The sequence below is a fragment of the Intestinimonas timonensis genome (assembly GCF_900626145.1).
Classification (GTDB): Bacteria; Bacillota; Clostridia; order Oscillospirales; family Oscillospiraceae; genus Intestinimonas; species Intestinimonas aquisgranensis.
Map to the genome: position 1 here is coordinate 921,667 of NZ_LR130816.1, position 24,225 is coordinate 945,891.

The following is a 24,225-nucleotide window of genomic DNA, read 5'->3' on the forward strand; positions in this document are numbered from 1 at the left end:
GCGTAGGCCCGGCCAGCTATGCTGGACGGGTTTCGCCGGATAGAAAAAATAAGATTCATCTTACCGGCTCCCCCTCATCCGGCCCTCCGGGCCACCTTCCCCCCTGTGGGGGGAAGGTCGAAAAAAATCTCTTAATAGTCCAGATTCACCGCGTATTTGGCGTTTTTCTCGATGAATTCCTTTCGGGGCTCCACCTTTTCGCCCATGAGGACGGTGAAGGTCTGGTCGGCCAGGACGGCGTCGTCCAGCTCGATGCGCTTGAGGGTGCGCTTCTCCGGGTCCATGGTGGTCTCCCACAGCTCGTGGGGGTCCATCTCGCCCAGGCCCTTATAGCGGCTGATGTCCACCTTGGCGTTGGGGTTGTCGCCTCGGAGCTCGGCGGAGACCATGTCCCGCTCCTCGTCGGAGAAGGCCACACGGGTGGTCTTGCCCCGAGTCAGCTTGTAGAGGGGGGGAACGGCGGCGTACACATAGCCCTGCTCAATGAGGGGGCGCATGAAGCGGAAGAAGAAGGTAAGCAGGAGCGTCCGGATGTGGGCGCCGTCCACATCGGCATCGGCCATGATGATGACCTTGTGATAGCGCAGCTTGGCGGGGTCGAACTCGTCGCCGATGCCGGCGCCCAGGGCGGTGATGACGGGCTGGAGCTTGTCGTTGCCGTAGACCTTGTCGGCCCGGGCCTTCTCCACGTTGAGCATCTTGCCCCACAGGGGGAGGATGGCCTGGAAGCGGGAGTCCCGGCCCTGGGTGGCCGAGCCGCCGGCGGAATCGCCCTCGACGATGTAGAGCTCAGTGAGCTCGGGGTTATTCTCATTGCAGTCCCGGAGCTTATCCGGCATGGCGGCGCCGCCCAGGGCGGTCTTGCGCCGGATGGACTCCCGGGCCTTCCGGGCTGCCTCACGGGCACGGGAGGCGGTGAGGGCCTTATCCAGGATGGCCTTGCCCACCGCCGGGTTTTCCTCCAGGAATTCGGCCAGCTTTTCCGACACGATGGCGCTCACCAGGGTGCGGATCTCGCTGTTGCCCAGCTTGGCCTTGGTCTGGCCCTCGAACTGGGCGTCGGTGAGCTTCACCGAGATGACGCAGGTAAGGCCCTCCCGGTAGTCCTCGCCCTTGATCTCGTCGCCGTCCTTGAGAAGGTTCATCTTCCGGCCGTAGGCGTTGAGGGTGGTGGTAAGGGCCTGCTTGAAGCCGGTCTCGTGCATGCCGCCCTCGGGGGTGTGGACGTTGTTGGCGAAGGACAGGATGGTCTCGGAGTAGCTGTCGGTATACTGGAAGGCCAGCTCGGCGATGGAGTCCCCCTTCTGGCCGGCCATGTAGATGACCCCGTTGTGGATGGGGGTCTTGGACCGGTTGAGCCAGGTGACGAATTCCCGGATACCGCCCTCATAGCACATGTCGTCGTGCTGCTCCTTGCCGGGGCGCTGGTCGATGGTATGGATGCGCAGTCCGGCATTGAGGAAGGCCTCCTCCCGCATGCGGGTGTGGAGGATCTCATAGTCATAGACGGTGGTTTCGGTGAACATCTCCGGGTCGGGCTTGAAGGTGACCACGGTGCCGTGCTTGTCGGTTTCGCCCACCACGGTCATGGACTGGGTCACCTTGCCCCGGGCGAACTTCATCTCGTAGATCTTGCCGTCCTTGTGGACCTGGACCTCCAGCCACTCGGAGAGGGCGTTGACGACAGACGCGCCCACGCCGTGGAGGCCGCCGGACACCTTGTAGCCGCCGCCGCCGAACTTGCCGCCGGCGTGGAGGATGGTAAAGACCACCTCCAGGGCGGGCAGCCCCGTCTGGGGCTGGACGTCCACGGGGATGCCGCGGCCGTTGTCGGTGACGGTGATGACGTCGCCCTCCTTGATGATGACGTTGATCTCGTCGCAGTAGCCGGCCAGGGCCTCATCGATGGAGTTGTCCACGATCTCATAGACCAGATGGTGGAGTCCGGAGGAGGAGGTGGAGCCGATGTACATACCGGGGCGCTTGCGCACCGCCTCCAGGCCCTCCAGGACCTGGATCTCGGAGCCGCCGTACTCGTGCTCGACCTGCTCGGGCCGTTCCAGATCGTTTACTTCCAGTTCTTCAGACATTCTAAAACCTCCTGGGTGTGTTGGCGGAGCGGATAAATCCGCTCCCTACCCCACGGGGCGGGTAAGGGACGTATTTATACGTTCCGCCGTGGTTCGTTCCATTCAAAAGTCCCGCTCTCCACCCGGCCGCGGAGGGTGGCGGCGGAGAGCTGGGAGAGGTAGGTGAGGGTGCCCAGCTCCGACCGGCAGAGCACCAGGGATTTGGGCAGGTCCATGGACACGTCCACCAGCTCGCCCTCCCGCTCGGCCCTCTTCAAAAATTCCCGGGTGATTCGGGAGTCGGTGGTGGTGTCCAGGTCAAAGATGCCGATGACGTCCCGAAAGGGGACCACCACCGACTGTCCCAGATGCAAATACATGGCGGACCTCCTTTCGTTGGGGTGGGGAGAGCTCTGTTGCAGGGCCGTTCCATCCGTGGGGCGCGGCTTCCCAGACGCGCCTGTGGCACCACCTGATTTTGTGGGGCGCGACGACTCGGCGCGCCTATAAAACCTTCCCCCTTCCAGGGGGAAGGTGCTCCAGTGCGCACACTGGAGCGGATGAGGGTGGGCTGGTACGTTCCATTTGGCTTTTTGTTCTATCCGGCGCCCCCTCATCCGGCCCTTCGGGCCACCTTCCCCCCTGTGGGGGGAAGGTTTTCAGACCAATTCCCCGCCGTTGATATGGAAGACGGCGCCGTGGTCCAGTCCCTCCAGCCCGTCGTCCTCGCAGCAGGTGATAAAGACCTGTCCGCCAGTGATGCGGTGGAGGACGAACTCCTGCCGCCGCCGGTCCAGCTCGCTGAGCACGTCGTCCAGCAGCAGCACCGGCCACTCCCCGGTGTCGTGGTAGAAGATCTCCCGGCAGCCCAGCTTCAAGGAGAGGGCCGCCGTCCGGGTCTGTCCCTGGGAGGCGTAGGTTTTGGCCTCCAGGTCATTGATGCGGACCACCAGATCGTCCTTGTGGGGACCGGTGAGGCACTGCCGGACCTCCAGCTCGGCCTGGCGGTGGGCGCGCTGGTGCTCAAGCACCGCCTCAAAGAGGTCACGGGTGGGGGCCATGGGGTCGGCCACGGTGCTCACCGTGGCATAGCCCAGGTCCAGATGCTCACGCCCGCCGGAGAAGTCGGCGTGGACGGCGGCTGCCGTCTCCCGGAGCCGCTTTAAAAAGTGGGCCCGGTAGTGGATGAGCACCGCCCCCGCCTGGGCCATCTGGAAGCTGAAGTCGTCCAGGGTGTCCAGCAGGGCGGGCTTTTCCTCCCAGTCCCGGAGGATGCGGGTCTTGTGCTCATAGAGCCGCTTATATTGGGATAAGGCGGCGGCGTACCGGGGCCGGAGCTGGCAGATGCACTCGTCCAGGAACCGCCGCCGCTCGGCGGCCCCCGCCCGGATGAGGGAGAGGTCCTCGGGGCAGAAAAGGACGGTTTGCAGCACCCCGGAGAGCTCCCCGGCGGTCTTGAGGCGTACCCCGTTGGAGAAGAGCTGCCGCCGCTGGCCCCGGCGGAGCCGGGCCTCCAGCTTGAAGGCCCGCTCCCGGGCCTCCACCGTGGCCTTCACCATGGCGGCGGGCGCCTCCAATCGGATGAGCTCCCGGTCGTACCGGGCCCGGTGGGAGGAGGCGGTGGACAGATAGGCCACAGCCTCCAGCAGATTGGTCTTGCCCTGGGCGTTCTCGCCGTAGATCACGTTGACCCCGGGTGAGAAGGCCGCCTCCAGGCGGCGGTAGTTGCGAAAGTCCTCCAGAGTAAGGGCGTCCACCCTCATTGGACGGTGAGCTCCACGCCCTCCAGCGCCACCACGTCACCGGGCCGCAGCTTCTTGCCCCGCATGGTGCACACCTCGCCGTTCACCTTCACCTCACCGGCCTGGATGGCCTCCTTGGCCTCGCCGCCGGTTTCGGTGACCCCGGCAAACTTCAAAAGGGCGTCCAGCTTGATGAATTCCGTCTGGATCTTCACAGTCTCTTTCTGCATGGCTTCCTCCCGTCACGACTCGGCGTGCTCCTGCAGGAGCCGCGTAAAGAGTTCGTATACCTCCGGCAGCACCCGCTTCAGGGCCACCGGTTTGTTTTTCTTCCGGTCATAGAAGAAGTGGCCGGAGGTGCCCTCCGCCCGGAGGACCCCGGTCTGGGCGTCCACCATCCGGTAGGCCACCTCCATCTTGGCGGGGGAGAGTTTTGTTACTGTCATATGGATGGCCACCGTCTCCCCGAACCGGGTCATGGACCGGTATTTGCAGGAGATGTCGGTGAGGGCAAAGTCGATGCCCGCCTCCACCGCCTTCTCGTAGCCCCAGCCGATCTGGTCCATGAAGTCGGTGCGGGCCTCCTCCATCCAATGGATATAATTCCCATGATAGACCACGCCCATGCCGTCTGTCTCGTAAAACTGGGCCTTTCTCAGGTAGGGACGCAGCTCCATGTCACTCGCCTGCCTTCAGCCGCACGGGCAGCACCATATAGAGGAAGTTCTCCTCCCCCTCGGCGGGGAGGATGACGCAGGGGGCCACACCGGAGCTGAGCTCCAGCCGCACCCGGTCGGTGGGAGCGGCCTTCAGGGCGTCCATGAGGTAGCGGTTGTTGAAGCCGATCTCCAGATTCTGGCCGTCGCCGGAGATGGGGCACTGGTCGGCGGCGTCGCCGATGCCGGTCTTGGTGGTGATGCTCAGCACGTTGTCCCCGAACACGCAGCGCAGGGGGGACTTGAGCTTGTCGGAGATGATGAGGGAGACGCGGTCGATGGAGGTGAGGAGGGTGCGGGTGTCGCCCTCCACCTTGATGGCGTTGTTGCGGGGGATGGCCTGGCGGTAGGCCAAAAACTCACCCTCCAGCCGGCGGGACACCAGCATGGTGTCCCCTACGCGGAACATGACGTGGCGGTCGCCCTCGATGACCAACGCCTCGTCCTGGCTGTCGCCGCAGATCTTTTCCACCTCGCTGAGGGCGGCACCGGGCACCACGAAGGAGAAGGAGAGGGCGCCGTCCTTTTCCAGGATGGGCTCGTGGCGGAGGGCCAGCCGGTAGCCGTCCACGCTGACCATGGTGAGGCCGTCGGCGCTCACCTCGAAGAGGGAGCCGGTGTGGATGGGCCGGGACTCGTTGTCACTGACGGCGAAGATGGTCTGCCGGATCATGGAGCCCAGCTTGTCCCGGGAAATGGAGAAGCTGTTCTGGTCCTCCACGGCGGGCAGGTCGGGGAAGTCCTCGGGGTCGGTGGCCAGGATGTTGAACTTGCTCATGCCGCAGGTGATGTTCACCATATAGCCGTCGGCGGAGAAGGAGACCACGTCGTCGGGCAGCTTGCGGATGATCTCGCCGAAGAGCCGGGCGGAGAGGACCAGGCTGCCCTCCCGGTCGATCTGGGCGGGGACCACGGTGCGGATGCCGGTCTCCAGGTTGTAGCCGGTGAGGCGGAGCTGGTCTCCGGCCTCCACCAGGATGCCCTCCAGGGCTGGGATGGAGCTCTTCGGGGAGACGGCCCGGGCCGTGGTGGCAATGGCCGACTGAAGGAGTGCTTTTTCACAGGAAAACTTCATGGGGGTGGGTTCCCTTCCTTTCGTGCTCCGCTCGTTTTTGAGGAGAGGAGAGGATAAAAGATAGAAATAGTACTCGTAGTATAAAATATTGTGGAAAAGCGTCGGAAAGCCTTGGGAGAGAGGACGCGGGGCATCCACAGGGGTGGTGGACAAATTTCGAGGGTTTCCACAGGAGGGAAAAAGGGAGAAAAATTGTCCACAGGGGATTGTCCACATTTCCACAAAAACCGGTGGATTTCGACCCTGGGGGTTTTCCAGCGGTGAATGGGTATTTATACAGGAAATGCATAGAGTTGCATATCGAATATGCAGGGGGATGCAGGATTTCTGTCATTTGCAGGAGGACCGTTTTTCGCCTTCCCTGAAAGGTCGTTTGCCTTGTCGTAGGGGCGGATATCATCCGCCTGCCGCATCGACACGGGACCACTTCAATTTGTGGGGCGCGACGACTCGGCGCGCCAAACCACGCTCCGAACCAGGAACTGTTCTGTTACGTGCAAGGACGGGAGAGACGGTCAAAACCCGTTTCTTTTTCCCTGCTGGAAAAAGAACGGTTTTTGGAATCCAAAGAAAAAGGGGCTTCCAAAGGGGTTGAGTGGTCCCAAATAGGAATCCGGCGGCCCGGCTTTACGCCCCCATAGAGGACCAGCCCCGTCTACGGTAGACTACCTCGGTGGAACAGAGGCAAGCTGTGGTCCTATCCAAACTTTTTTCGCCGCCTGCGCGGGTGGGGACTGCGGCGTGGTGCCGCTGCCTGGGATTACCTCTGCTGTGGGGCGCGACGACCTCGGCGCGCCAAACCACACCCCGGGGTTGGGGTAGGGGCGGATAGCATCCGCCCGAAAAGGGGGAGAGGTTTTTACTCGTACCGGACAAGGACCTCATTCGTATCTGGCATTGATATTGGCCCGGATGTCCTTGATGACCTCGGAGATCTCGGGGGTGGTCTTTTTGAGCTTTTCGATGCGCTCGATGGAGTGGAGGACGGTGGTGTGGTCCCGGTTCTCGAATTCCCGGCCGATCTCCTTCAGGGACATGTTGGTCATCTCACGGATGAGGTACATGGCCACCTGACGGGCCAGGGCGGTGTCCTTGGTGCGGCCCTGCCCACGGAGGGCGCTGTTTTCGATGTTATAGAAGTTGCAAACCTCCTCGATGATGACGTCGGAGGTGGGCATGATGTCGGAGGGGTCCTTGAACATGTCCCGGACGGCCCGGGTGACGGTGGCGGCGTCGATGCTGCTCCCCTCCAGGTCCCGGAGGGCCATGATCTTGTTGACGGTGCCCTCGATCTGCCGCACGTTGGCGGTGATGTTCTCGGCCACGTACTGCAGCACGGCCTCGGGCAGCTCCACCCCCATGCGGATGGCCTTGTTCTTGATGATGGCCATGCGGGTCTCGTAGTCAGGGGGCTGGATGTCGGCGATAAGGCCCCACTCGAACCGGGTTTTCAGACGGTCCTCCAGCTTGAGCATCTCCTTGGGGGGACGGTCGGCGGTGAAGACGATTTGTTTCCGGGTCTCATAGAGGGTATTGAAGGTGTGGAACATCTCCTCCATGGTGGAGTCCTTGCCGGCGATGAACTGGACGTCGTCCATGAGGAAGACGTCGGCGGAGCGGAACTTTTCCCGGAACTCCTGGTTGCGGCCCTCCCGGATGGCCTGGATGAGCTCATTGGTGAAGGCGTCGCCCTTGATGTAGACGATGCGGTAGTCGGGGTGGTCGTCGTGGATCTTGTGGGCGATGGCGTAGAGGAGGTGGGTCTTGCCCAGTCCGGACTCGCCGTAGATGAAGAGGGGATTGTAGTTCATGGCGGGGTGGTCGGCCACCGCCCGGGCGGCGGCGTGGGCAAATTTGTTGGACGAGCCCACCACGAACCGCTCAAAGGTATACTCCTCCGTGCCGGGGAGGAAGCTGTCGTCCTTGGGGCTGGCGCTGCGCTGCCGGCGCTCCAGATCGCCGTCTCCCAGCACCTCCACCTGAAAGTCGGCGGAGAAGAGCTCATGGAGGGCCTTCTGAATGGGGGGCAGATAGCGGGAGACGATGATGTCCCGCTTGAAGTCGGACGGGGTGTGGAGGATGAACTTGTCGCCCTCCATGGACACGGCCACCGTGTCGTCGAACCAGGTGTGGATGGTGGTGGCGGTCATGTCCGCCTCCATGAGGGCGAGGACGCGGGACCAGATGTCGGCGGCGGAGTTCATGGCCATGGCTGAGACCTCCCTTTGTTCCAAAAATCCTTTCTCTCTCCCGTTCCAAGACAGCAAAGCATCACCCTTAAAGGCGGACCTTCAAGGATGACGTCGGTGCCCCGCGAAAGGGAGCTTCTCTATCTATGGCGCGCAAGGGCGGAAAGTTGTACGTTCGCGTACACATTATAACAAAAATAAGTGTAGTAAGCAATAAGTTTTCCACAGGGGTATCCACTTTTCCACAGGGAAAAAAGTGGGGGAGGGGCGGGTTTACCACAACATATTGTGTGTAAGGAAAAGTCCTTGACATATGTGGAAATTCCAGCAAAAATATAGTTGACAGTGGAGGAAAGCTTAGGCTATAATAATTACCGCGTCCCGAAAACAAGGGGGGCGTCTACCCAAATGACAACCTCGGCCGGTTCCGCCGGCCGTTGTGGTGGACGGGCTTGCCCGTCTCAAGGAACCGTTACAGGAGGTGTTCAGACATGAAGCGTACCTATCAGCCCAAGAAGCTCCAGCGTTCCAAGGTCCACGGCTTCCGGAAGCGGATGGCCGACCGGAATGGCCGGAAGGTCCTCTCCCGCCGCCGCGCGAAGGGCCGCGCCCGCCTGTCCTACTAAGGAATGCGGCATTTACCGAATAGAGCGTCATGAAGGGGCGGGGGAGCAAATTCCCACCGCCCCTGCAGTGCATACGGAGGTTTTTCCGGAGCCGTCACACAGGAGGGCCGCGCCTTGAAGTTCACCGTCACCATGAAACGAAATCATGAGTTCCAGCGCCTTTACCACAAGGGGAAAAGCGCCGCCAGCCCCTACCTGGCCCTCTACTGCCGGAAGAGCCGGCGGGGTCAGAACCGGCTGGGCTTCACGGTGGGGAAGAAGGTGGGCTGCGCTGTGAAGCGCAACCGGGTCCGCCGCCGCCTGCGGGAGATCTACCGTCTCCACGAACACGAGCTCACCACGGGCTATGACATCGTTGTGGTGGCCCGGGTCAAGGCCGTCTATGCCAAATACGCCCAGCTGGACAAGTCCTTCCTCTCATTGGCGGACAAGCTGGGCCTGAGAAAGAAGGCGGAGGGGTGAAAGCCCTGCTCCTGGCGCTCATCCGGTTCTACCGCGTCCACATCTCGCCCGCCCGACCTCCCTGCTGCCGCTTCATCCCCACCTGCTCGGCCTACGCCCTGGAGGCGGTGGAGAAATACGGCGCCTGGAAGGGCGGCTGGCTGGCCCTGCGCCGCATCCTCAAGTGTCAGCCGTTCCACAGGCAAAAGAGCATCGAATACGACCCGGTGCCTTAGGGCCTGAATCTTCTGTGGAGGCAAGCAAATGGATTTTGCATACTATATTCTTACGCCGTTTTCCTGGCTGCTCCAGCTCTTCTATGACCTGACCGGCAGCTACGGCTTCGCCCTCATCCTCTTCGCCGTGGTGGTGAAGCTCATCCTCTTCCCCTTCTCCCTGAAGGGCAAAAAGAGCATGATCCAGATGAACATGCTCCAGGGCAAGATGCAGCAGATCCAGAGAAAGTACGCCAACGACAAGCAGAGACAGAATCTGGAGATCCAAAAGCTCTACGAGAAGGAGAAGGTCAACCCCATGGGCGGCTGCCTGTGGTCCCTGCTCCCCATCTTCATCCTGCTGCCCCTGTACGCCATCATCCGCCAGCCCATGAAGTATATGATGGGCCTGGACGAGACCCAGATCACCACCCTCATCGACGTACTCAACCAGTACGCCACCACCGCCATCGACCCCTCCAAGAACGTCTACTACCAGCTCATTGCCTCCAACGTGCTCTTTGAGAACTTTGACGCCGTGGTGGCCAACCCCGCCGTTGCCGCCTTTGCCGACAACCTCAAGCAGCTGGACTTCTCCTTCCTGGGACTGGCCCTGTCCACCGTCCCCACCTGGAAGATCTGGGCGGGTCCCTTCAACTGGAACACCATCGGCACCTTCCTCATCCCCATCGTCTCCGCCTGCACCGGTCTGCTGTTCTCCATCATCTCCATGCGGACCAACCAGCTCAACAAGAACCAGCCCGAGAGCGAGCAGGCCAAGAGCACCAGCCGGACCATGATGATCATGTCCCCGGTGATCTCTCTGTGGGTAGGCTACTCCATGCCCGCCGCCATGAGTATCTACTGGGTGTCCAACAACGTCCTCTCCCTGGGCCAGGAGCTGCTGGCCGGTAAGATCCTGAAGAAGGACTACGAGGCCGCCGCCGCCGCCCGCGCCGAGCAGGAGCGGCTGGAGAAGGAAGAGGAGAAGCAGCGCCGCCGTGAGGCCGCCGAGCGTAAGGCTCAGGCCATTGCCGAGGCCAAGGCCAACAAGGGCAAGAAGAAGGCCAAGCCCGCCGAGGAGAAGAAGAAGAGCGACGCCTCCGTCATCGATGTGAGCCGCGTGGGCATCCGCTCCTACGCCCGGGGCCGTGCCTACGACCCCTACCGGTACAGCCACGACGGCCCCACCCCCTACAAGGACCCCGGCACCCCGGTGGATGAGACCGCCGTGGAGAAGGCTCTGGAGAAGAAGTCCGACCATCTCCAGGCCGTGGCCGCCGAGGGTGTGGCCGACGAGCTCATCGTGAATGAGATCCTGGAGGATAACGCCCCCGCCGAGACCGCTGAAGAGACCACGGAGACCGTGGAGAGCGCCGCTGCCGATGCCGCCGACGTCCAGGACCCCTGGGCCGGCATCGACGCCGAGGTGGAGGCCATCAACGCCGAGACCGAAGACAAGGACAAGGAATAATCGCACAACATAAGGAGACGATCAGACCTATGTTGCAGTATATCGAGACCACGGGTAAAAACGAGGAGGAGGCCATCAACGCCGCCCTCCGGAAGCTGGGCCTGGACCGGGACGAGGTCTCCGTGGAGGTGTTGGAGCGGGCCAAGAGCGGCTTTCTGGGCATCGGCGGCAGCCCCGCCAAGGTGAAGGTGACCTACGAGGTCCCTGACGAGCCCGCCCCCAAGGCCACCGAGCCCAAGGTGGAGGAGCCCAAGGCCGAGACCATCCAGGCTGAGGCCCCAAAGGCCCAGCCGGTGAAGGAGGAGGCCCCCGCCGCCCCTGTTTCCCAGCCCAAGACCGAGCCTGACACCCAGGCCGCCGAGTCCGCCCCCGCCGGGGACCGGGCCGAGGCCATCACCACCTTCCTCACCGGACTCATGGCCCACATGGGCGTGTCCGCCGCCCCCCGCATTGCCATGGGGGAGGACGGCAGCTACAAGGTGACCCTGGAGGGTGAGAACCTGGGCGCCCTCATCGGCCGCCGGGGCGAGACCCTGGACGCCATCCAGCAGCTCACCAGCTACTCCGTCAACCGGGGCCAGTCCAAGCGGGTCCGCATCCATGTGGACGCCGAGGGCTACCGTGCCAAGCGGGAGGAGTCCCTGGAGCGCCTGGCCCGGAAGGTGGCCGGAAAGGTGGTCAAGTACCGCCGGAACGTGACCCTGGAGCCCATGAATGCCTACGAGCGCCATGTGATCCACACCGCCCTTCAGGACTACCCCGACGTGACCACCTACTCCACCGGTACCGAGCCCAACCGCCGCACCATCGTGGCCTACTCCAAGGGCGAGCACCGGAACTGAGATTTACCTACCAAAACCCCCGTCCGTCAGGACGGGGGTTTTCGTTTTGGAGATAGTCGTTTGACGGCGTACTATAGAAACCATACCATCTGGTTCCCTCTGTGATGGAGGAACGGCCTCCGGCGGGCCCCTTTCTGAATGACCAGAAAGGGGCAAAAGAGTCAGTCAAGGAGGGGGATTTCGATTTCCCCCTCCTTGACAATCCACCCCTTGAAACGACCAAGCACAGGGGGGCCGTGGCCCCCCTATTGGATGTACCCCCCGGGGCTCTTCTAATGTTATGTCACTTGCACCGTCGGCTTACTTCGTAACGCCGCCGGTGCCCGGAGCGTAACGGCATGCGCTACGATACCCACCTACGCAGGCGGCGAAAAAATTAGGGATAGAACCACCAGCTTTCCCTGTTCCACCGGCGGAGTCTCCTGTGGACGGGGCTGGTCCACAATGGGGGCGTAAAGACGGGCCGCCGGATTCCTATTTGGAGCCACTCAACCCGCACGGGAGCCCCTTTTTCTTTGGATTCAAAAAACCGTTTCTTTTTCCGGCAGGGAAAAAGAAATGGGTTTTGAACCGTCTCTCCCGTCCTTGCACGTAACAGAAAGCAATGGGCTAAGACGTGGTTTGGCGCGCCGAGGTCGTCGCGCCCCACAAACAACGCCCCACAGACAGCGCAATCCCCCTCCGGGCCCCCCATCCCCTTTCGAGCGAAGAAAAAACTTCTTTCCTATTTGAAGCAAATGGGGTATAATGAAATAGAATAGCCTGAAGTGATTTTTATCTGCCCCGGAAGGGGCTCTGTCTGCATCAAGGAGGGATTGTCATGAAACTGATCCTTGCCATCATCAACTTTGACGACGCCAACGCCGTCACCCATGCCCTGACCAAGAAGGGCTTCTCCTCCACCAAGCTGGCCACCACCGGCGGCTTCCTCATGGCCGGCAACGTCACCATCCTGGTGGGCGTGGACGAGGAGAAGGTCCAGACCGTCATCGACATCATCAAGGAGCACTCCCACTCCCGCAAGCAGATGATCCCCACCACCACTGAGATGAGCTACGGCTACTATCCCTCCATGCCCGTGGAGGTCACCGTGGGCGGCGCCACCATCTTCGTGGTGGACATCGAGCGCTTCGAGCGGGCCTGATGCGGGGACTGGAGGTCCTGGCGGGCAACCCCCAGGCAAAACACCGGCTCTCTGCCGGACGGGGGCTCTCCCACGCCTACATCCTCTCCGGCCCCGCCGGCAGCGGCAAACACACCCTGGCCGGGCTCCTGGCCCGTGCCCTGGTGTGCTCCGGGAAGGGGGAGGCCCCCTGCGGCGCCTGCCCCGACTGCCGGAAGGCCGCCGCGGGCATCCACCCCGACGTCATCACCATCGGGGAGGATGGGAAGGACATCAATGTGGCCATGGTCCGCGCCCTGCGGTCGGATGCCTACATCCGGCCCAATGAGGCCCCGCGGAAGGTGTATCTGCTCCCCAATGCCCACACCATGAACCAGAGCGCCCAGAATGCCCTCCTCAAGCTGCTGGAGGAGGGCCCGCCCTATGCCGTCTTCCTGCTGCTGGCCGAGAACGCCGGGGCCATCCTGCCCACGGTGCGCTCCCGGTGCGAGACCCTGACCCTGGCCCCCGTCACCGAGGCCGAGGCCCGGGCGGTGCTCTCTGCCCGCTTTCCCGACCGCCCCGCCGAGGAGATCGCCGACGCCGCCCGCCGGTGTGAGGGTCTTATTGGCCGGGGCATCACCCTGCTGGAGGGCTCCGGCGGCCGCACCCGTGAGGTCCAGGAGGCAGCCGGGCAGTTGGTAAAGCTGCTGCTGGACGGCCCGGAGCGGGCCGCCCTGGAGTTCTGCGTGGGCCTGGAAAAGTGGGAGCGGGACGACCTGTGCGCCCTTCTGGAGGAGGGTGTGGAGGTGCTGCGGGCCGGCATGGGCCGGTACCGGGACACCCGGCGTGCCATGGCCCTGGTCGGCCGCCTGGAGGAGATCCGCCGGAGCCTGGACTTCCATGTGGGTGCCGGCCACGTGGCCGGCTGGCTGTGCGCCGGCTCTTTTTAAATCAGAGATACGAGGTATCCCCATGACTGAGATCATCGGCGTCCGCTTTAAAAGCGGCGGAAAACAATACTATTTCGACCCCCAGGGCGTCCAGGTGGAGCCCGGACAGGGGGTCATCATCGAGACCGCCCGGGGGGTGGAGTACGGCGAGTGCGTCCAGGGCAACACCATGGTGCCCGACGAGTCCGTGGTGCCCCCCCTGCGCCCCATGATCCGGGTGGCCACGGCCGAGGACGAGAAGATCGTGGCCAAGAACCGGGAGAAGGAGGCCAAGGCCTTCCGCATCTGCCAGGAGAAGATCGCCCAGCACGGCCTGGAGATGAAGCTGGTGGAGGTGGAGTACAACTTCGAGGGGAACAAGATCCTTTTCTTCTTCACTGCCGAGGGCCGGGTGGACTTCCGTGCCCTGGTCAAGGACCTGGCCGGTGTATTCCACACCCGCATCGAGCTGCGGCAGATCGGTGTCCGGGACGAGGCCAAGATGCTGGGCGGCCTAGGCATCTGCGGCCGGCCCTTCTGCTGCTCCGGCTTCCTGGACGAGTTCCAGCCCGTGTCCATCAAGATGGCCAAGACCCAGAACCTGTCCCTCAACCCCACCAAGATCTCCGGCACCTGCGGGCGGCTCATGTGCTGCCTGAAGTACGAGCAGGAGGCCTATGAGGACGCGGTAAAGCGGATGCCCAAGCAGGAGTCCTTCGTGGAGACCCCCGATGGGGTGGGCACCGTGTGCCAGGTGAACCTGCTGAAGGAGCAGGTGAAGGTACGGCTGGACGATTCCCCGGAGACCCCCAAGTGCTACCGAAACTGCGAGATCTGCGTGGTCCGCAACGGCAAGGGCAAGCGGCCCGAGGACTATGTGGCGCCGCCCCCGGAGGAGCTGGCTAAGCTGCGCTATGTGGCCCCCCGTGAGGAGGGCGTGTGGGAGCGTCCCGCCCCCGAGCGCACCGCCCTCACCGAGGCCCTGGAGCGGGTATTCCAGGCGGCGGAGGAGAGCGCCCAGCCCACCCGGGAGAAGAAAATGGCCCCCACAGAGCGTGGGAGCCGCAGCCGGGGTGGGTCCCGTCGGCATCGGAGCGGCGGCGAGGGCAAGCCTGCCCAGGAGGCCGCGCCCGAGAAGAAGAAGGAGCAGGCGCCCCGTGGGGACAAGCCCCAGGGTGAGGGCCGCTCCAATCGGCCAGGCAAGGGCAGGGGAGACAAGCCTCAGCAGACCGCTCCCCAGCAGCAGCCCCAGAACCAGCCCCCCAAGGAGGGCGGTGAGGGCGGCGAGAAGAAGGCCTCCGGCAGCCGCAATCGGAACCGTCGGCGCCGTCGTCCCTCCGGCGGCGGGCAGCAGCCCAAGCCCCCTGCGGTAGAATAAAAGGTATGACAGAGCGCCCGTCCGGCATCGCCGGACGGGCGTTTTTTGTGGTCTGTATCGCGGTTGTGGAGTGCATCTTTCAAAACCTTCCCCCTTGCAGGGGGAAGGTGGCGGCGTAGCCGCCGGATGAGGGTGCGCTAAGTTTCCCTCAAGGAACGTTCAAAGACCGTTTCTTTTTCCCTGCTGGAAAAAGAACGGTTTTTGGAATCCAAAGAAAAAGGGGCTCCCGTGCGGGTTAGGTGGTCCCAAATAGGAATCCGGCGGTCCGGCTTTACGCCCCCGTTGAGGACCAGCACCGTCCACAGGAGACTCCGCCGGTGGAACAGGGGTAAGCTGTGGTCCTATCCCCACTTTTTTCGCTGTCTGCGCGGGTGGGCGTCGCGGCGTGGTGGCGCTGCCTGGTATTACCTATGTTGCGACGTGGGGTGGTGTAGTGTCCGCCCGCAAAACGGGAAAACCCCCGTCCGTGAGGACGGGGGTTTTGTTCCATTTTAGTGCTCCCCGCAAGAGTGACCGTGGCCGCCGCAGTGGTGGTCGTGGTGACCGCCGCAGTCGTGGTCGTGGTGCTCGTCGTGGTGGTGGCACTCCGCCGCCGGGTCATAGGCCAGCTTCCCGGCCAGCAGGTCGGCCACCGCCTGGTCGGCGTCGCCGGACACGCCGCCGTAGAGCTGGATGCCCGCCTGGGCCAGGGCCATCCGGGCGCCGCCGCCGATGCCGCCGCAGATGAGGGTGTCCACGCCGCTGCTTGCCAGCAGCCCCGCTAGGGCGCCGTGGCCGCTGCCGTTGGCGCTGAGGATGGCCGCCGACTGCACGGCCCCGTCCTCCACCGTATATACCTTGAACTTCTCCGTGTGGCCGAAGTGCTGGAACACCTGGCCGTTCTCATAGGTCACCGCGATCTTTTTCATGGCTGTTTCCTCCTTCATGACAATGCCTGTGGCAGCGTGGGCAGCCCTGCTTTCCGCCGGGGCAAAGGGAAAAGGCCCCGCCGCCAATGGTCAGCTCCCCGCCCCGGACCAGGAATTGGGCCACCTTGGCCCGGGCGGCGCCGTAGATGGCCTGGACCGTGGCCCGGGAGACCTCCATCTGCCGGGCGCACTCCGCCTGGCTGAGCCCCTCCAGGTCCATGAGCCGGATGGTCTCGAACTCGTCCACCGTCAGGCGGATGGGACTTTGGCCCGGTCCGCCCTCTGCCGAGCGGAAGCACTGCCGCTCCGGCAGGGCGCACACCCGCCGCCGTTTACAGGGTCTGGGCATCCCCACACCTCCTCTCAGGTTTTTGGTATATGCCAGTAACTAGAGTATACTTCGTTTTCGGCATATGTCAAGAACAAAGTGCAACTTATCCACATGTGTGGATAAGTTGTGGAAAATGTGGATAACTCGGTGCATAGGGTGGAGGAGCGGCCCACCAGCGGAGCCCCGCAATAGGGGAGAGGAAACAAAAAACCACCCCGGCGAATTGGTCGCCGGGGTGGTCTTGGTTATTGATCGTTCTGGTCTGTGGGGGCCTGGGGCTGATCCGCCGGGGGATCGGTCTGGGGCTGGCCGTCGGAGGTGTCCTCCTGGCCGCCCTGGTCCTGGCCCTCCTGGGGCTTGCTGCCGTCGAAGAGGGTGATCTTCTTGGCGGGGCGCTCCACGTCGCCGTCCAGGGCGGGGGAAGCGGTCTTGGCGGTGTTGGTGGAGGCATAGGCGTCCTCCACCAGGGCGGGGTCCCGGCCCTCGATGATGGCCACCATCTCGCCGCCGGTGATGGTCTCCTTCTCCAGGAGGTACTTCACTACCTTGTGCATGTCATCCAGGTTCTCCTTGAGGACCTCCACCGCCTGCTGGTAGCACTTGGTCAGGATGGCCTGGACCTCCCGGTCCATGGCGGCGGCGGTGTCCTGGGCGCAGTCCAGGCCATAGCCGCCGTCCAGGTACTGGTTGCGGACGGAGCCCAGGGCCATCATGCCGAAGGCGTCGCTCATGCCGTACATGGCCACCATGTTGCGGGCGATGTTGGTGGCCTCCTGGATGTCCTGGGAGGCGCCGTTGGTCATGGTGTGGAGGACCACCTCCTCGGCGGCCCGGCCGCCCATGGAGACGGTGATCTTGGCCAGCAGCTCGTCCTTGGTGCGCAGGTTGGTCTTGTCCTCCTCGGGCATGAGGAGGGTGTAGCCCAGGGAGCCCTCGGTGTGGGGGACGATGGTGATCTTTTGCACCGGCTCGGCGTTCTTCTGCTTGTAGGCCACCATGGCGTGGCCCACCTCGTGGTAGGCAACCAGTTTCTTCTCGAACTCGGTGAGGACGGAGTTTTTCTTTTCGCTGCCGGCGATGACGAACTCGAAGGAGGCCAGCAGGTCATCCTGGTTGACGGCCTTGCGGCCGTGGCGGACGGCCCGGAGGGCGGCCTCGTTGACCAGGTTGGCAAGGTCGGCGCCCACGGTGCCGGCGGTGGCCAGGGCGATCTTCTTGAGGTCCACGTCCTCGGCCAGCTTGATCTTGCGGGTGTGGACGTGGAGGGTGGCCAGACGGCCGGCCAGGTTGGGCCGGTCGATGGTGATGCGGCGGTCGAAGCGGCCGGGGCGGAGGAGGGCCTTGTCCAGCACCTCGGGGCGGTTGGTGGCGCCCAGGACGATGACGCCCTTGCTGGGGTCGAAGCCGTCCAGCTCGGCCAGAAGCTGGTTCAGGGTCTGCTCCCGCTCGTCGTTGCCGCCCAGGCGGTTGTCACGGGATTTGCCGATGGTGTCGATCTCGTCGATGAAGATGATGCAGGGGGCCATCTTGCTGGCCTCCTTGAAGAGGTCGCGGACCCGGGCGGCGCCCATGCCCACGAACATCTCCACGAAGTCGGAGCCGGAGATGGAGAAGAAGGGCACGTTGGCCTCGCCGGCCACGGCCTTGGCCAGGAGGGTCTTGCCGGTGCCCGGCGGGCCCACCAGCAGGGCGCCCTTGGGGAGCTTGGCGCCGATGTCGGTATATTTTTGCGGGTTGTGCAGGATGTCTATGATCTCCTGCATGGACTCCTTGGCCTCGTCCTGACCGGCCACGTCCATAAAGGTGACGCCGGTGGACTTCTCCACGTAGACCTTGGCGTTGGACTTGCCCAGGCCGCCCAGGCCGCCGCCCATCTTGCTGGACATGCCCCGGAACAGGAAGGAGAAGAGGACCACCATGATGACCACGGGGAGGACGTAGGAGATGAGGAGGGTGATGATGGGGGAGAGCTGCTCAATGTAGGGCGGGCCGTAGACGACGCCGTTTTCCTCCATGAGGGAGATGAGGCGGGACATCTCGGTGTCGCTGGTGATGGGGGCGCAGTAGTAGGAGGGACCCTCCTTGAGCATCTGCTTCCACTCGCTGGAGCCGGGCTCCAGGATCTGGGCGGAGGAAGTGGTTCCGCCGTTGGCGGAGGGGGCGGTAAGGCCGGAGGTGGTGCCGCCGGTGAGGCCCTCCAGGCCCTCCAGGCCGGGGATGGGAGTGACGGCGGTGTCGGCGTCACTCTGGGCGCCGGTCTGGGTATCCGCGGCGCTGTCGTCGGCGGTGGGCCGGGGGTAGATGGTGTACTTGTTGGACTCCATGACCACCCAGGCCACCTCGTCGTTCTCCACCATCTCCACAAACTGGGAGTATTCGATCTGGGTCGAGCGGGAGGTGGACATGGAGGAGGTGAAGTAGTTGATCATGAGGGTGATGATGAGGGCCCAGATGATGATGGAGATGATCCCCATCATGTTCTTGTTGGAACCTCCGGAGCCCTTTCGGTTGTTTTGATCCAAGGCGTGTCCTCCTTTTTTGGAACAGTTCGCCTGCTATTCGCCAGATAACAAGTTACCCTAAATATAGCACACTATACATTGGAATACAAGAAATCGGGCGGTAAACTTTCTGTGAATGGGGTCCTTGCCAATCAAAAGAAAACGGCCCATGGTCGTTTGGAACCATGGGCCGTTTGGGTAATGGAGCACGGCACCGCGTGGGAAGGAGCACGGCAACCGGTGCTGTAAAGAGAAACAGGGGTCAGGAGATGTCGCCGTTCTTGGAACAGGTAAGGCTGATGTCGACGGGAAATTGTCCCAATCCCTTGGTACTCTTAATGGTAGCGGTCAGCGTGGCGGTGCCGCCGGAGTCGGAGATCCGTTCCCCGCTGTAGGACCAGCCGGACTCTAGAGTGTGAGAGCCAGAGGCGCTGACCACCCAAGCATCGGAGCCATCGTATCCAAAGGTGGCGGTGAGGGTCACGGTACCAATTTTTTCCCCATTATTTTTGTATTCCATCGTGGCGGAGGCTCTTTTGGTAGAGGCTCGAAAATCCTGATCGTAAACTGTAATGGTCTGCTCTGCGGTAAGTCCATTTCCCAGGTCGATAAGAGTGGTCTCTGTGTGCCTATATGCGAAAGCTGGCGTAGAAAACATAGTGCATGTCAAAACAAGAACAGTCAGTAAAGAAACGATTCTTTTCAATCTAATTCTCTCCTTCCTCTGTCTCATAAACAATAATGGCCTTTTCACCTGTAATGTGTACGTCATGCTGGCGGCTTCTTAGTTCAATGTTATACCATATGGTTGCTATTAAAAATAGGATGATAAGCCCCAAAACCAGTCCAATCAATCCTTGTCTCTGTCTCCGGTACTGTTTTGCCGTCTCAGGTCCCATGGCGTCCTGATAGGACCGGGCCAATTCTTCGGGTGAGCCCAGAAATGCGGTGAGGCCGTCGTAGCCCCCTCCGGGGTTTTCGGCCAGATAGTCTTCAGCCAGTCTCCGGGTGTCTTCCAGCAGGGACTGTTTCTTGGCTCTGGGGCACTGGAGCTGCCGGGACAGGGCTCTGGCATAGGTTTTCCACTCACTGGTCATCGGTGTGCCCTCCCTTCAGACTGCCGTCCTTGGAGAAAATCAGAGCCACGGCGTCAATAAAGCTCTGATACTCCCGACGCAGGGCCTCCAGGTAGACTTGCCCCTCCTCGGTGATGGAAAAGTAGATCCGCACTCGGTTGTCTTGGGACAGTACCTTTTCCGACTCCTGGATGTAGCCGTGGTCCCGCAGGCGGTAAATGGCTTGGTAGAGGGTGTTGAAGCTAAGTCGCCCCTCGCTGAGGGACTCGATGGCGCTCATCATCTCATAGGTATACATGGACTTTTGGCGCAGCACGAACAGGACCAGCATCTCCGTTGTCGCCTTCTTAAGAGAGTCGTTGATACTGGCGGTGGTGCCGCTCTTTGTGGTTTTCTCAGGGTTCTTTGGCATCATGATGCGCCTTTCTCCTAGGATAAAATTAGCTTATCAGATAATATCATGTTTGTAAATATGATTGTTATTGACACATATTTAGAAATATGATATGGTTGGATTGAACAGAGGTCCCAGGTGTGGATGTGAAAGGAGATGGAACCCATGGAGCGGGTGGAAAAATGCTGAGTTTTGAAGACCCTCATACTGGAAAGTCTTTGATGCTACCCTATTCAATTTTTCACTCTCTTGATAGTTCGCTAAAGATGCCTACATGTCCCAAAAATGGGGAAAAATTTCGGTAGAAACAAATCATTTTAACGATAAAACCACAACGCTTTCTTATGCATGGAATCGGTATATGGATAAGAATAATAGTTCTGTATGGGTTGATTCTTTAAAATATACTTCTCCTAAGATTGTGTGGGAAAATGAATGAGCCTTATAAACAGGAGAGAAGGGATATTTATCAAAGAAAAAAGCGTGTTTAGAGGGATGTTATGGCTTCTTTTGTGTGTTGCTTTTCTTATGATCCTGTGGGTTCTATTCACTTGGATTTCCCCGAAAAGTCTTCTTTCCCTCTATCACAACATACCTGAGCATAATGTAGAGCAAACGGCGATGATTTTGATCTCAACGGCAGGAGGAGAGGTCCGACAAGCGGATGTCACGGATGCGCGGCAGATGGCTGCCTTGATCGACCGGATGGATACCATTCAAATAAATGAAGCAGGGCGGTATCAGTCAATTTCTATTCCGTCGGTGCTTTATCGAGTGTATCTTTTTTCCAACAGTGGGGGAGAGATAACCGAACATGGAGATCTGGCACTCAACCCGGAAGGAGAGGTCTTTGCAGAAGGTGGCAAAAAATATCAAATACAGGGAGAAGAGGCAGATATTCTGATCGAGGAACTCTTCCAATTATCAAAAAATGCGCAGCCAGTTGGAGAAAGCGCAAGAGAATAAAAGGAACCTATCCCAGATACATGTTCCGGGAAAGTTTCCAGAAAATAGAACGGATTTCTCCATCCCAATATTCCAGCCTACGGCGGGCGGTCCCATCCGGGGCCGTCCGCTTTTTCCGTCCGAAAGGGCGTACAAATTCTTCTTTTTCTCCCGGGGGAAGTATGGTATACTGAAACCTGATTGAACAGAAAGGCGGGACAAGCCCCATGAAAGAGAAACGGACCCCCCGGCCCGAGCCCATGGCCGAGGCCGACGGCATCATTGAGGGCCGCAACGCGGTCATCGAGGCTTTGCGGGCGGGGACGCCCATCGATAAAATTTTCATCGCCAAGGGGGAGACCGACGCCGCCCTGGGCCACATCGCCTCCACGGCCCGAGGCAAGGGCATCGTGGTGGTGGAGGCCGACCGGCGGAAGCTGGACGCCATGAGCCGCACCCACGCCCACCAGGGGGTCATCGCCCAGGCCGCCGTCCGGGAGTACGCCACCGTGGACGATATTCTGAGCGCCGCCCGGGAGAAAGGGGAGCCCCCCCTCATCGTGGTGTGCGACGAGCTCTCCGACCCCCACAACCTGGGTGCCGTCATCCGCACCGCCGAGTGCGCCGGCGCCCACGGCGTCATCATCCCCAAGCGGCGCTCCGCCGGCCTCACCGCCATCGTGGCCAAGACCTCGGCGGGAGCCGTCTCCCACGTGCCGGTGGCCCGGGTGCCCAACCTCACCGCCCTCCTCAAGGAACTGAAGGAGGCGGGCATCTGGATCTTCGGCACCGCCGCCGACGGCAGCACCACCCTCTACGACGCCGACCTCAAAGGCCCCGCCGCCATCGTCATTGGCTCCGAGGGCAACGGCATGGGCCGCCTGGTGGCCGAGCAGTGCGATTTCAAGGTCAGCATCCCCATGAAGGGCAAGCTCAACTCCCTCAACGCCTCCGCGGCGGCGGCCATCCTGCTCTATGAGGCCGTCCGCCAGCGGCTGGGATAACTTCAGACAAAGGAAGGCCGGTATGGCAAAGGACGACGAAAAACAGGATAGCGGCTTCACTCTGGAGGAGATCCTGGCCGAGTACGGCGTGGACGTGAGCCGGTGGGAGGAGGACGGGAAGGCCAAGGAGCCTCCGGCCCGGACGCCCCCGGTGGACGCCGGTCCCGACCTGCCCTGGCCGGAGGCCAAGCACACCCCGCCCCCTCAGAACGTGGTGCTCTTTCCGGGCATGACGGCCCCGCCCGACGACGAGGACGAGGATGAGGAGGAACCGGACGACGGCGATGAGGACACCGGCGACGAGGACGAGGAGCCGGAGGAGCATACGCCGCCGCCCAAGGAGAAGCCCAAAAAGGCGCCTGTGACCGACAAGGTGCTGGAGTTCCCCGAGGACGACACGCCGCCCATCCAGGCGGGGCTGCGCCACCTGAAGGAGAAGGCGGACGCCTTTTCCGAGCAGATGTTCGCCGAGGAGGGCACCGAGGTCTCGGAGGAGACCATCCGGTTCCAAAAGCTCATCCCCGGCGTGGACGAGGAGGAGCCGGAGGAGGAGGACGAGCCGCCCCGCCGGGAGCGCAAGCCCCGAAAACCGCCGGAGCCGCCCCCCGATCTGCCCCCTTCCGACCTGGCCAGCCGGTACGGCCGGGGTCTGGGTCTGCTCCGGCTGCGCGCGGTGCTGGTGGCCCTGCTGTGCCTGCCCCTTTTGTACCTGGCCTTCGCCGGGTTCTTCGGCCTGCCCCTGCCCGGGGCCCTGATCGATTCCTTCCAGCTGCGGGTGTGGTGCTCCGCCGGACTGCTGTGTGTGGCCATGCTCCTGGGCCTGGACGTGCTGCTGGGCGGTCTCATCGACCTCTTCCGGCTCCGCCCCGGCGGCGCCACCGCCAGCTGCTTCGCCTGCGCCTTCACCCTGTGGGACGCCTTCACCCAGCTCAACGCCATGCCTGAGCGGACCACGCTGCCCTACTGCGCCGCCTGCTGTGCCGGGCTCTTCTGCGCCATGTGGGGCACCTATTCCAAGCGCCAGGGCCTGCGGCTCTCCTGCCGCACCGCCGCTGCCGCCTCGGAGCCCTACCTGGTGACCCTAGACCACAAGAGCTGGAACGGCAAGGACGCCTACGCCAAGTGGTCGGGGCCGGCCTACGGCTTCGGCAGCCAGATCCAGGAGAGCGACGGGACCGAGCGGGTGCTGCGCATTTCGGTGCCCCTGCTGCTGCTGGGGAGCATCCTGTGCGCCCTGGTGGCCTCGGTGGGCCACGGCGCGCCCGAGCGCCTGCCCTGGTGTCTCTCCGCCTGTGCCACCGCCTCTTCGGGCTTCTCCGCCCTGCTGTGCTTCTCCCGGCCCTACCGGGCCCTGGCCCGGCGGCTGGCCTCCAGCGGCGCCGCCCTCCCCGGCTGGTCCGGCGTGGAGCGGGTGGGGAAGGCCATCCTCCTCACCGACACCGACCTCTTTCCCCCCGGTGAGGTGGCCCTCAACGGCATCAAGATCTTTGGGGACTACTCTGTGGAGAAGGTGGTGGCCGTCTGCGCTACCCTCATCAAGGAGAGCGGCTCTGGCCTGGACAAGGTCTTTCACGACCTCCTCCGCACCCAGGGCGCGGTCTACCGCCGGTGCTCCGGCTTCACACGCCACGAGGGCGGCGGCCTCTCCGCCGACATCCGGGGGGAGCGCATCCTGGTGGGCTCCGCCTCCTTCATGACCCTCATGGAGGTGCCCCTGCCCCAGGGCCTCAACGTCCGCAGCGCCGTGTTCTGCGCCATCGACGGGGAGCTGGCCGGCATCTTCGCCCTCAACTACATGATGCACCCCACCATCCCGCCCGCCATCTCCGCCCTGGTGGCCAACCGGGTCTCCCCGGTGCTGTGCACCCGGGACTTCAACCTCATCCCCGCCATGCTGCGGCAGAAGTTCAAGCTCCCCGTGGAGAAGATGGATTTCCCCGCTGTGGAGCGCCGCACCGAGCTCTCCGACCCCGCCGCCCTCCACAGCGCCCGGCTCACCGCCGTCCTCTGCCGGGAGGGCCTGGCCCCCTTCTCCGAGGCGGTGGTGGGTGCCAAGCGGCTGCGGCTGGCTGTCCTCATGACCACTGCCCTCACCGTGCTGGGCTCGGTGATCGGTCTGCTGCTGGCCTTCTACCTCACCTTCATCGGCGCCTGGTCCTCCCTCACCGGCGCCCAGATGGCCCTTTTCCTGCTGGCCTGGACCGTCCCCACCCTCCTCATCTCCGGCTGGGTGGAGCGATACTGAAGCAAAAAAAGACCTTCCCC

At 62.5% G+C, this 24,225-nt stretch carries 24 protein-coding genes; 11 read left to right on the forward strand and 13 right to left on the reverse strand.

The window, feature by feature from the left end; translation table 11 throughout:
- Positions 1–131: 131 nt before the first annotated feature.
- From gyrB to dnaA, 7 genes are all read right to left on the reverse strand, one after another.
- Positions 132–2,090: a DNA topoisomerase (ATP-hydrolyzing) subunit B gene (gyrB, locus tag E0E29_RS04585; protein WP_130848837.1), complete on the reverse strand. Its 1,959-nt coding sequence runs from the start codon at positions 2,088–2,090 to the stop codon at positions 132–134.
- A 74-nt stretch (positions 2,091–2,164) separates the two neighbouring features.
- Complete coding sequence (gene remB, locus E0E29_RS04590; protein ID WP_130848838.1) at positions 2,165–2,449, reverse strand: extracellular matrix regulator RemB; 285 nt, start codon at positions 2,447–2,449, stop codon at positions 2,165–2,167.
- A 279-nt stretch (positions 2,450–2,728) separates the two neighbouring features.
- Positions 2,729–3,832 carry a DNA replication/repair protein RecF gene (gene recF, locus E0E29_RS04595; protein ID WP_130848839.1) on the reverse strand — a complete coding sequence of 368 codons (1,104 nt, stop codon included), beginning with the start codon at positions 3,830–3,832 and terminating at the stop codon, positions 2,729–2,731.
- Entirely contained in the window at positions 3,829–4,041 is a 213-nt protein-coding gene (locus E0E29_RS04600; protein WP_130848840.1) for an RNA-binding S4 domain-containing protein, read from the reverse strand. The genes recF and E0E29_RS04600 overlap by 4 nt, the downstream gene beginning before the upstream one ends.
- A gap of 12 nt (positions 4,042–4,053) precedes the next feature.
- Positions 4,054–4,488 carry an acyl-CoA thioesterase gene (locus E0E29_RS04605; RefSeq protein WP_130848841.1) on the reverse strand — a complete coding sequence of 145 codons (435 nt, stop codon included), beginning with the start codon at positions 4,486–4,488 and terminating at the stop codon, positions 4,054–4,056.
- Between the two features lies 1 nt (position 4,489).
- The gene (dnaN, locus tag E0E29_RS04610) at positions 4,490–5,602 is read right to left on the reverse strand and encodes a DNA polymerase III subunit beta (RefSeq protein ID WP_130848842.1); all 1,113 of its coding nucleotides are present in this window, start codon (positions 5,600–5,602) and stop codon (positions 4,490–4,492) included.
- An 881-nt stretch (positions 5,603–6,483) separates the two neighbouring features.
- A complete protein-coding gene (gene dnaA / locus E0E29_RS04615; RefSeq protein ID WP_341273096.1) occupies positions 6,484–7,812 on the reverse strand; it encodes a chromosomal replication initiator protein DnaA in 1,329 nt (442 codons plus the stop codon).
- Positions 7,813–8,282: 470 nt separating this feature from the next.
- Here dnaA and rpmH point away from each other — a divergent pair, with 470 nt between their 5' ends.
- From rpmH to E0E29_RS19390, 8 genes are all read left to right on the forward strand, one after another.
- On the forward strand, positions 8,283–8,417 hold the full coding sequence (rpmH, locus tag E0E29_RS04620) for a 50S ribosomal protein L34 (protein WP_130848843.1): 135 nt from the start codon (positions 8,283–8,285) through the stop codon (positions 8,415–8,417).
- A gap of 114 nt (positions 8,418–8,531) precedes the next feature.
- Complete coding sequence (gene rnpA / locus E0E29_RS04625) at positions 8,532–8,879, forward strand: ribonuclease P protein component (protein WP_130848844.1); 348 nt, start codon at positions 8,532–8,534, stop codon at positions 8,877–8,879.
- Positions 8,876–9,094 (forward strand): membrane protein insertion efficiency factor YidD, encoded by a 219-nt coding sequence (gene yidD / locus E0E29_RS04630; protein WP_130848845.1) that lies wholly within the window; start codon positions 8,876–8,878, stop codon positions 9,092–9,094. Before rnpA ends, yidD begins: the two co-directional genes overlap by 4 nt.
- Positions 9,095–9,122: 28 nt before the next feature.
- Complete coding sequence (locus tag E0E29_RS04635) at positions 9,123–10,547, forward strand: YidC/Oxa1 family membrane protein insertase (RefSeq protein WP_130848846.1); 1,425 nt, start codon at positions 9,123–9,125, stop codon at positions 10,545–10,547.
- A gap of 29 nt (positions 10,548–10,576) precedes the next feature.
- Positions 10,577–11,389: an RNA-binding cell elongation regulator Jag/EloR gene (gene jag / locus E0E29_RS04640; RefSeq protein WP_130848847.1), complete on the forward strand. Its 813-nt coding sequence runs from the start codon at positions 10,577–10,579 to the stop codon at positions 11,387–11,389.
- Between the two features lie 820 nt (positions 11,390–12,209).
- Entirely contained in the window at positions 12,210–12,533 is a 324-nt protein-coding gene (locus E0E29_RS04645) for a cyclic-di-AMP receptor (RefSeq protein WP_130848848.1), read from the forward strand.
- Positions 12,533–13,444, forward strand: a complete 912-nt coding sequence (locus tag E0E29_RS04650) for a DNA polymerase III subunit (RefSeq protein ID WP_130848849.1) — start codon at positions 12,533–12,535, stop codon at positions 13,442–13,444. The genes E0E29_RS04645 and E0E29_RS04650 overlap by 1 nt, the downstream gene beginning before the upstream one ends.
- A gap of 22 nt (positions 13,445–13,466) precedes the next feature.
- On the forward strand, positions 13,467–14,801 hold the full coding sequence (locus E0E29_RS19390; protein WP_130848850.1) for a PSP1 domain-containing protein: 1,335 nt from the start codon (positions 13,467–13,469) through the stop codon (positions 14,799–14,801).
- Positions 14,802–15,292: 491 nt separating this feature from the next.
- On the opposite strand, the gene E0E29_RS04660 is transcribed toward E0E29_RS19390, so the two are convergent.
- From E0E29_RS04660 to E0E29_RS04685, 6 genes are all read right to left on the reverse strand, one after another.
- Positions 15,293–15,709: a NifB/NifX family molybdenum-iron cluster-binding protein gene (locus E0E29_RS04660; protein ID WP_130848851.1), complete on the reverse strand. Its 417-nt coding sequence runs from the start codon at positions 15,707–15,709 to the stop codon at positions 15,293–15,295.
- Positions 15,684–16,058: a DUF134 domain-containing protein gene (locus E0E29_RS04665; RefSeq protein ID WP_130848852.1), complete on the reverse strand. Its 375-nt coding sequence runs from the start codon at positions 16,056–16,058 to the stop codon at positions 15,684–15,686. The genes E0E29_RS04660 and E0E29_RS04665 overlap by 26 nt, the downstream gene beginning before the upstream one ends.
- Before the next feature lie 227 nt (positions 16,059–16,285).
- Positions 16,286–18,562: an ATP-dependent zinc metalloprotease FtsH gene (gene ftsH, locus E0E29_RS04670; protein WP_423202430.1), complete on the reverse strand. Its 2,277-nt coding sequence runs from the start codon at positions 18,560–18,562 to the stop codon at positions 16,286–16,288.
- 241 nt (positions 18,563–18,803) lie between these two features.
- On the reverse strand, positions 18,804–19,061 hold the full coding sequence (locus tag E0E29_RS04675; protein WP_130848853.1) for a hypothetical protein: 258 nt from the start codon (positions 19,059–19,061) through the stop codon (positions 18,804–18,806).
- A gap of 187 nt (positions 19,062–19,248) precedes the next feature.
- Positions 19,249–19,638, reverse strand: a complete 390-nt coding sequence (locus E0E29_RS04680; RefSeq protein WP_130848854.1) for a DUF1700 domain-containing protein — start codon at positions 19,636–19,638, stop codon at positions 19,249–19,251.
- Complete coding sequence (locus E0E29_RS04685) at positions 19,628–20,032, reverse strand: PadR family transcriptional regulator (RefSeq protein WP_242622369.1); 405 nt, start codon at positions 20,030–20,032, stop codon at positions 19,628–19,630. Before E0E29_RS04685 ends, E0E29_RS04680 begins: the two co-directional genes overlap by 11 nt.
- A gap of 414 nt (positions 20,033–20,446) precedes the next feature.
- On the opposite strand from E0E29_RS04685, the gene E0E29_RS04690 reads away from it, so the two are divergent.
- From E0E29_RS04690 to E0E29_RS04700, 3 genes are all read left to right on the forward strand, one after another.
- On the forward strand, positions 20,447–20,977 hold the full coding sequence (locus E0E29_RS04690; protein ID WP_130848855.1) for a hypothetical protein: 531 nt from the start codon (positions 20,447–20,449) through the stop codon (positions 20,975–20,977).
- Positions 20,978–21,183: 206 nt separating this feature from the next.
- Positions 21,184–21,960 (forward strand): 23S rRNA (guanosine(2251)-2'-O)-methyltransferase RlmB, encoded by a 777-nt coding sequence (rlmB, locus tag E0E29_RS04695; protein ID WP_130848856.1) that lies wholly within the window; start codon positions 21,184–21,186, stop codon positions 21,958–21,960.
- Between the two features lie 22 nt (positions 21,961–21,982).
- Positions 21,983–24,205 (forward strand): HAD family hydrolase, encoded by a 2,223-nt coding sequence (locus tag E0E29_RS04700; protein ID WP_165449792.1) that lies wholly within the window; start codon positions 21,983–21,985, stop codon positions 24,203–24,205.
- Positions 24,206–24,225: the final 20 nt, after the last annotated feature.